This window comes from Azospirillum sp. (genome assembly GCF_035627195.1).
In the GTDB taxonomy this organism is placed as follows: Bacteria; Pseudomonadota; Alphaproteobacteria; order Azospirillales; family Azospirillaceae; genus Azospirillum.
Genome location: NZ_DASPMG010000284.1, coordinates 1 through 7,041, shown reverse-complemented (window position 1 = coordinate 7,041; position 7,041 = coordinate 1). Strand labels below are relative to the sequence as shown.

Annotated in this window: 6 protein-coding genes; 3 read left to right on the top strand and 3 right to left on the bottom strand. The window is 72.2% G+C overall.

Annotated features, from left to right (window positions below; translation table 11 throughout):
* Window positions 1-66 precede the first annotated feature (66 nt).
* Window positions 67-1,461 (bottom strand): PLP-dependent aminotransferase family protein, encoded by a 1,395-nt coding sequence (locus tag VED21_RS26170; protein WP_324887586.1) that lies wholly within the window; start codon window positions 1,459-1,461, stop codon window positions 67-69.
* A 138-nt stretch (window positions 1,462-1,599) separates the two neighbouring features.
* Here VED21_RS26170 and VED21_RS26165 point away from each other — a divergent pair, with 138 nt between their 5' ends.
* Window positions 1,600-2,484 (top strand): DMT family transporter, encoded by an 885-nt coding sequence (locus VED21_RS26165; RefSeq protein ID WP_324887584.1) that lies wholly within the window; start codon window positions 1,600-1,602, stop codon window positions 2,482-2,484.
* A 19-nt stretch (window positions 2,485-2,503) separates the two neighbouring features.
* Here VED21_RS26165 and VED21_RS26160 read toward each other — a convergent pair whose 3' ends face one another.
* On the bottom strand, window positions 2,504-3,106 hold the full coding sequence (locus VED21_RS26160; RefSeq protein ID WP_324887582.1) for a cold-shock protein: 603 nt from the start codon (window positions 3,104-3,106) through the stop codon (window positions 2,504-2,506).
* 156 nt (window positions 3,107-3,262) lie between these two features.
* Here VED21_RS26160 and VED21_RS26155 point away from each other — a divergent pair, with 156 nt between their 5' ends.
* Together VED21_RS26155 and VED21_RS26150 are read left to right on the top strand one after the other, a co-directional pair.
* Window positions 3,263-4,102, top strand: coding sequence for an isocitrate lyase/phosphoenolpyruvate mutase family protein (locus VED21_RS26155; protein ID WP_324887580.1), 840 nt, complete (start codon window positions 3,263-3,265; stop codon window positions 4,100-4,102).
* Window positions 4,103-4,184: 82 nt separating this feature from the next.
* Window positions 4,185-5,204: a hypothetical protein gene (locus VED21_RS26150; RefSeq protein WP_324887578.1), complete on the top strand. Its 1,020-nt coding sequence runs from the start codon at window positions 4,185-4,187 to the stop codon at window positions 5,202-5,204.
* 25 nt (window positions 5,205-5,229) lie between these two features.
* Here VED21_RS26150 and VED21_RS26145 read toward each other — a convergent pair.
* A partial coding sequence (locus VED21_RS26145) for a tetratricopeptide repeat protein (RefSeq protein WP_324887576.1) occupies window positions 5,230-7,041 on the bottom strand: 1,812 nt, incomplete at its 5' end.

Here is a 7,041-nt window from a genome sequence, read left to right as displayed (position 1 = left end):
GCTACACGGAATACGTGGCGCGCACCGGGCACGAGGCACCGGGGCTGCGCAGCTGATCCGCAGCCGCTACCCCCGGCCGGCCATTGCCGTTGCCAGCGCCTCGAAGACGCGCGGATCGCCCATTTGTGCGACGTTGAAGCGCAGGTATTCGGGCGCCGATTGGGAGACGCTGAAGACGTTGCCGGGGGCGAGGACGACGTTGCCGCGCAGCGCGGTGCGCGCGACCTCCGCCGCGTCCCGGCCGTCCGGCAGGCTGCACCAGAGATAAAAGCCGCCGCGCGGCATCAGCCAGGGCCGCAGGCCGAGCGCTTCGAGCTTCTGCGCCGTCTCGCGCCGCGCCCGCGCCAGCCGCCGGCGCAGACCGTCCAGATGCTTGCGGTAGCTGCCGTCGTTCAGGGCCGTGACGACGAGTTCGGTGGCGACCGGGCTCGGCCCGCCGAAGTTCGTCGCGACCTGAAGGTCGACCAGCGCCTCCACCCACTCCGGCCGCGCCGCGATGTAGCCGCACCGGATCGAGGCGGAGAGCGTCTTCGAGAAGCTGCCGATCCGGATGACCTGGGCCAGCCCGTCGAGGACGGCCAGACGCGGTGACGGCTCCGGCTCGAAGCCGGCGAAGATGTCGTCCTCGATGATGGTGAGGTCGTGGGCCGCGGCGGCGCGGAGCAGCCGGTGGGCCGCCTGCGGCGACATCGTCGCGCCGGTCGGGTTGTGGAGCGCGGAATTGGTGATGTACAGGCGCGGCCGATGCCGCGCCAGCGCCTCGGCGAAAAGCGCCGTGTCCGGCCCGCCGCGCGTGTAGGGGACGCCGACGATGCGGGCCTGATGGGCGCGCAGCAGGGCCTGGAAGTTGAAGTAGCAGGGGTCGTCGACCAGCACCGCGTCGCCGGGGCGCAGCAGGAAGCGGCAGACCAGATCGATCGCCTGGGTTCCCGAGCTGGTCAGGAGGATCTGGTCGGCACCGGCCGCGATCCCCTCGTCCGCGAACTGGCGGGCGAGGAGCCGGCGCAGCGCCAGCGATCCGCGCGTGCCGCCATAGTCCGCCAGCACGGCGTCGCCGGCGCGCGCGAGGTGGCGGATCGCACGGCGGATCGCCGCGTTCGGCATCCAGTCGGCCGGCAACCATCCGCAGCCGGGCTTCAGCATCTCCGCACCCGCGTCGAGCGACTGCCGCGACACCCAGAACGGATCGATCGCCCGGTCGAGCCGCGGCTCCACCTCGGCCAGGGCGAGCGGCGGCAGGGCGCCGGACACGTAGAAGCCCGAGCCCGGCCGCGAGCGGATCACGCCTTCCGCCGCAAGCCGGTCGTAAGCCTCCACCACCGTCGACGGCGACACGCCCAGGGTGGCGGCGAAGCGGCGGATCGAGGGCAGCCGCTCACCCGGCAACAGCGCGCGGCTCGCCATCTTGCGCCGGATCGCGTCCATCACGTCGGCGGTGCGCGTGCCCGTGCGGCTGCTCATGGTCCGGCCATCGCCATGTGTACTGCTCCCGTCACCCATACAGTTCGGTGGATTTGTATGGGACTGTCGCTGTCCGCGCCAGCGCCGATCCCGCTAGGATCACCGCGATGGAAACGCGGTGCGGGACGGGGAGGCGGGATGCGGCGCGCGACGGGGGAATGGGCGGCGGAACGAACGGCGGGGTGGGGCAGCGGGCTGCTCGGCGTTATCATCTTCAGCGGATCGCTGCCGGCGACGCGCGTCGCCGTCGCCAGCTTCTCCCCGCTGTTCCTGACGTCGGCGCGGGCGGTGATCGCGGCCGCGCTGGGGGCAGCACTGCTGTCGATGCTGCGGCAGGCCCGTCCCGAACGCGGCGACCTCGCGTCGCTGGGGATCGTGGCGCTCGGCGTCGTCGTCGGCTTTCCGCTGCTGACCGCGCTGGCGCTCCAGCACATCACCGCGGCGCATTCGATCGTCTTCATCGGCCTCCTGCCGCTCGCCACCGCCCTGTTCGGCGTGCTGCGCGGCAAGGAGCGGCCGAAGCCGCCCTTCTGGCTGTTCTCAGGCGTGGGGAGCCTCTCGGTCGCCGGGTTTGCGCTGTCGCAAAGCGGCGGCGCGTCGCTCACCGGCGACCTGCTGATGGTCCTGGCGGTCCTGCTCTGTGGCCTCGGCTATGCCGAAGGGGCGGCCCTGTCGCGCCGGCTCGGCGGCTGGCAGGTCATTTCCTGGGCGCTCGTGCTCGCCTTGCCGGCCATGGCGGTGGTGGCGCTGGCGACGATGCCGGACGCGTGGACGGGCGTCGGCGCGCCCGCCTGGGCCGGTTTGGCCTACGTTTCCGTCTTCAGCATGCTGGTCGGATTCGTGTTCTGGTACCGGGGACTGGCGCTCGGCGGCATCGCCGGCGTGGGGCAGCTGCAGCTGCTCCAGCCCTTCTTCGGCCTGGGGCTGGCGGGGCTGCTGCTGGGCGAGCCGGTCGCCTGGACCATGGTCGCGGCGACGGGGCTGGTCGTGCTGTGCGTCGCCGGCGCGAAGAGGTTCGCGTGACTCCAGCCCCGCGTCGCCTTTAGTCCGCGCGGCGCGGGGCAAGCTCGACACGGTCCGCCACGGGGCCGTCCGCGGTGTCGCGCGCCGAGAACCAGACGTCCTCGCCGTCGGCCACGATCTCGATCCTGGATTGGCGCAGGGTGGCGCGGTCGAAGTAGATGCTCTCGCCCCCGTCGGCCGGATCGATGAGGCCGGATTGGCTGTCCAGATTGTACCAGCGAATCGAACCGGCCATCAGTTCGCCCGCGGCGGGTTCCGCCGCCGGCGCCGGCTGGCCACGGGGAGGCCGCGGTTCGGCGGGTACGCCGTCCCTGGGCACGCCGTCCCTGGCCACACCTTCCCTGGCCGTGCCGGCGGCCTTTTTCCGGCGGCTCCGCGCCGGCGGAGGCTCGGCCGGCGGAGCGTCTTCGACGCGGTGGACGGCGGACACCTGGGGGCCCTTCGCGCCCGCGGTGACGTCGCACAGGATGGTCGCGCCGTCGGCCAGCGCGCTCAGCCCGATCGGCGCCAGCACGGATGAATGAAGGAAGGCCTCCCCGGTTCCATCACCGAACCGGACGAAGCCGTACCCCTTGTCGGCCTTGAACCATTTCACGGACGCTGTGACGTTCTTCTGATCCACGGGCTTCTGATCCACGGGAATGCGATGTTGTTCCTGATGAGACACGCTACAGGTGGCATTGCCGCGCGCAACACGCAACACTTCATTCCGTGGACGCTGCCGGAAGGCTGGCGTACCCTTGTGGAAACCACGCCGCCGACCCAGGGGAAGACTGTCATGGCCGATCACCGCCAGGCCCGCGCCGCCTTTGCCGACCTCCATCGGGACGGATGCTTCGTCATTCCCAACCCGTGGGACGTCGGCAGTGCTTTGATGCTGAAGCATCTCGGCTTCCGCGCGCTGGCCTCCACCTCGGCCGGGTACGCGTTCTCGCGCGGGCTTCCCGACGCCGACTGGGCGGTGCCGTGCGCGGACATGCTGGCCCACATCGCCGACATCGTCCAGGCCACCGACCTGCCGGTGAACGCCGACTTCGAATCCGGCTATGCCCATGATTGCGAGGGGCTGGCCCGCAACGTGCGGCTGTGCGCCGACACCGGCGTGGCCGGCCTGTCCGTCGAGGATGCGACGGGCGATCCGTCGAAGCCGCTGTACGACTTCGACCATGCCGTCGAACGCGTGGCGGCCGCGGCGGAGGCGCTGCGGGGCACCGGCGTTCTCCTGACCGCCCGCTGCGAGGCCGTGCTGGTGAACCATCCGGCGGCGGTCGACGAGGTGTTGCGCCGGCTGCCGGCCTACGCCGCGGCGGGCGCGGACGTTCTCTACGCGCCGGGCCTGCGGGGCGCGGACGTCATCAGGGCGGCGGTCGAGGCCGTAAGCCCGAAGCCGCTCAACCTGCTGGTCGCCTCGCCGATCGGCCTGGCGGTGGAGCAGATCGCCGCGTTGGGCGTGCGGCGGATCAGCCTGGGCAGCGGGCTCAGCCGCGCCGCGTGGGGCGGCTTCCTGCGGGCAGCGCGGATGCTGGCCGAGGATGGGCGCTTCGACGCGCTGGGCGAATCCGAGCCGTTCGACGCGCTCAACGGGTTCTTCCGGACGCACGGCCGGCGGGCGCCCTGAACGACGGAAGCCCTGAACGACGGCACCGCCCGGAAGAGTAGGGACGCTCTCCTCCGTTGCCAATGGACAGGCACGCGGCCTCATGCTTGCCTTTTTCTCCCATTTCCGGAGGCAGGCGGCGATGTCAGTGGGTGAACCGGGACCTTCACGCAGGGCCGACGAACGCTCGGCACGGGATTCTTGGGCGCACAACCGTCCGGCTCAAGTCCTGGCGGCGGTATCGGCCATAGCGATCATAGCGGCGGTATGGGGGTGGGCGGCGGCGGGCGATCGCGGACGGGCGCGGGACGAGGCACGCGAGAAGGCGGTCGCCGTCGAACAGGAACTGACCACCGCCAGGCAGGCCAATCGGCAACTGACCGCGGATCTGACCAGCGCGCGAACGGAGACCGAGACGGCGAAGCAGAATCTCGCCGGGTTAGGCACGAACCTCCAGCGCACGGCCACGCAGCTGCAGGAAGCCACCAGACAGCGCGACACGCTGACGCAGGAGCGTGACCGCATCCAGCAGCAGTTCACGGAACTTCAGGGCCGGGTCGGCGAGCAGGCATCGGTTCAGGCGAACCTCGATCGCGCCCGAAGCGACATCGATCAGGCCCGCGCCCAGCTCGCCGGGGTTCAAGCCGAGGTTCAGCAGCGCGAACAGCGGCTCCAGCAGCTGCAGGCGGCGCTTTCGGACCTGGAGCGGCAGCAGGCCCAGGCGCAGGACGCGCTGACCGCCGCCCAGCAGAAGGCGCAGGAAACGATGGATCAGGCGTCCGCCAGCGGGCAGCGGCTTGTCGAACTTCAGGCCGCCGCGGCACAGGCGTCCCAGAACCTCAGCCAGATCACGGCGGACATCGCCCAGCAGACCAAGGTGTTGAGCGAGGCACGCGACCAATCCGCCGCCGCCGCACAGGAAGCCGCCGCGATGAACCAGACGCGGGCGGACCTGCAAAACCAGGTGAACGACCTTCAGCGCCAGCTTGCGACGCTTGAAGAGGAAACGGCGCGGCGGCAAGGCGCTTCACAAGGCGGCGATCAGACCCAAGGCCCATCGTCCGGCGGCAGCGGGGAGGCGGGAAACCAGAACAACGGCGGCCGGTCCAGCGCCCCGGAATAAGAACCAGAACAATGGAATACGGGCCTTATGAGGAAACGAGCGCTCGGCAGGCCGCCTCCACCGCCGCCGCGAGTCCCGCCGCGTCACCCAGCGGGCCGCGGCGCATCCGCTCCCTGAGGCCGGCGCGAAGCGCCGTCCGCTGCCCGGCGTCGGCGGCGAGGGCCACGGCAATCCTGCGGTAGGCGGCGACATCGTGGGCGATCAGGCCGGGCAGGCCGACCCGGGTCAGCAACGCCGCGCCGACCCGCGCCGCATGCCGGTCGCCGGCCAGCGTCACCACCGGCACCCCCATCCACATGGCTTCGCAGGTCGTCGTCGTTCCGTTGTACGGGAAGGGGTCAAGGCCGACGTCCACGCGCCGGTACAGCGCCAGATGCTCCGCCCGGCTGGCGATCCAGGCGACAAGCTCCAGCCGGTCGGGCGCGATCCCCCGGGCGGCGAAGCGCGCCCGCAGTTCGGCGACCACCGCCTCGTCGCCGAGCGCCTGGCTTTTCAGGAGCAGCCGCGCCCCCGGAACGTCGGAAAGGATGCCCGCCCATGCCACCACCACCTCCGGCGTCAGCTTGCCGAGCGCGTTGAAGGAGCCGAAGACGATGCCATCGCCGTCCGCGGAGCGATCCCTGTGCGGTTCCGGCGCGTCGTCCGGCGGGCGGTAGCAGAGGAAGCCGTGGGGCAGGCGGATCACGGGCTCCGAACTCCAGGATTCCGCTCCCGGCGGCTCGATGACGGGGTCCGTCAGGCGCCCTTCGATGGCAAGGCCCGTGGTGCCGGGGTACCCCAGGGCCGTAAGCCGCACCGGGGCCGGCGCCAGCGCCAGCACGGCCAGCCGGCCGCCGCCGGTGTGGCCGCCCAGATCGATCAGCACGTCGATCCCGTCGGCCCGGATAAGCGCGGCGAGCGCGGCATCTCCCAGCCCCGAGACGTTCCGCCAATCGCCCGCCAACGCCTGGAGCCGAGCCGTCGTGGCATCGGGATCCGGGACCGCGGCGTAGCACACGGTGTGAACCGTCCGGCGGTCGTGCGCCGCCAGCAGCGGTTCGAAGAAGCTCGCCACCGAATGCGTGCACAGGTCGGCCGAGAGATAGCCGATACGGAGAATCCGGCCGGCGATCCTGCCCGCCGGAACGGCGGGCGGGGAAGCGCCATGGCCGGGGGGTGGGGCGTGCAGCCGCGCCCAGCGCCGGTGTTCGATCAGCAGGCGGCCCGGATCGGCGCCCGGATCGCTCTGCCGCACGAACAGGTAATCGCTGTGCAGGTCGGGGGGAAGCCGCGGATCCACCGTCATGGCGCGGCGCAGGATGGCGGCGGCCTCCTCCGGACGGCCCGCGTCGTGGCGGATCCGGGCCAGGACACCGAAGGCCGCCGGATAGGCAGGACGGATCCGCAGCGCCCGGCGGGCGGCGGCGGTGGCCTCGCCGAAACGGCCCCTGTCGCGCCGCTCCTGGGCGCGGTTGGTCCAGGCCTCGGGAAAGGCGGGGTCCGCGGCCAGGGCGCGGACCAGGGCGGCGGCGGCCTCCGCCTTCCGCCCAAGCGCGCACAACGCGAGCGCCCGGTGGTTGTGGGCGTCCGCCGTGTCCGGCCGGCGGGCGAGCACGCGGTCCAGAACCGGCAGCGCCTCGGCCGGCCGTGCGGCGGCGATCAGAGCGGCGGCGAGGTTGAGGTCGTCGTTCAGGCTGTCGGGGTCCACGGCCGCGGCGATCCGGAACGCGGCGACGGCGGCGGCCGGATCCGTGGGCAGCCGCAGGATGCCAAGGTTGCGCGCGGCCCCTCGTCCCGCGGGATCGGCGGCCAGGGAGGCGCGGTAGGCGCGGGCGGCGGCGGCGGACCGGCCGAGGTC

Excerpts from the sequence above, each read along its gene's own strand:
- VED21_RS26170 (WP_324887586.1), bottom strand. The coding sequence starts at position 1,461 with ATGAGCAGCCGCACGGGCACGCGCACCGCCGACGTGATGGACGCGATC.
- VED21_RS26150 (WP_324887578.1), top strand. The coding sequence starts at position 4,185 with ATGCTTGCCTTTTTCTCCCATTTCCGGAGGCAGGCGGCGATGTCAGTG.
- VED21_RS26155 (WP_324887580.1), top strand. The coding sequence starts at position 3,263 with ATGGCCGATCACCGCCAGGCCCGCGCCGCCTTTGCCGACCTCCATCGG.
- VED21_RS26165 (WP_324887584.1), top strand. The coding sequence starts at position 1,600 with ATGCGGCGCGCGACGGGGGAATGGGCGGCGGAACGAACGGCGGGGTGG.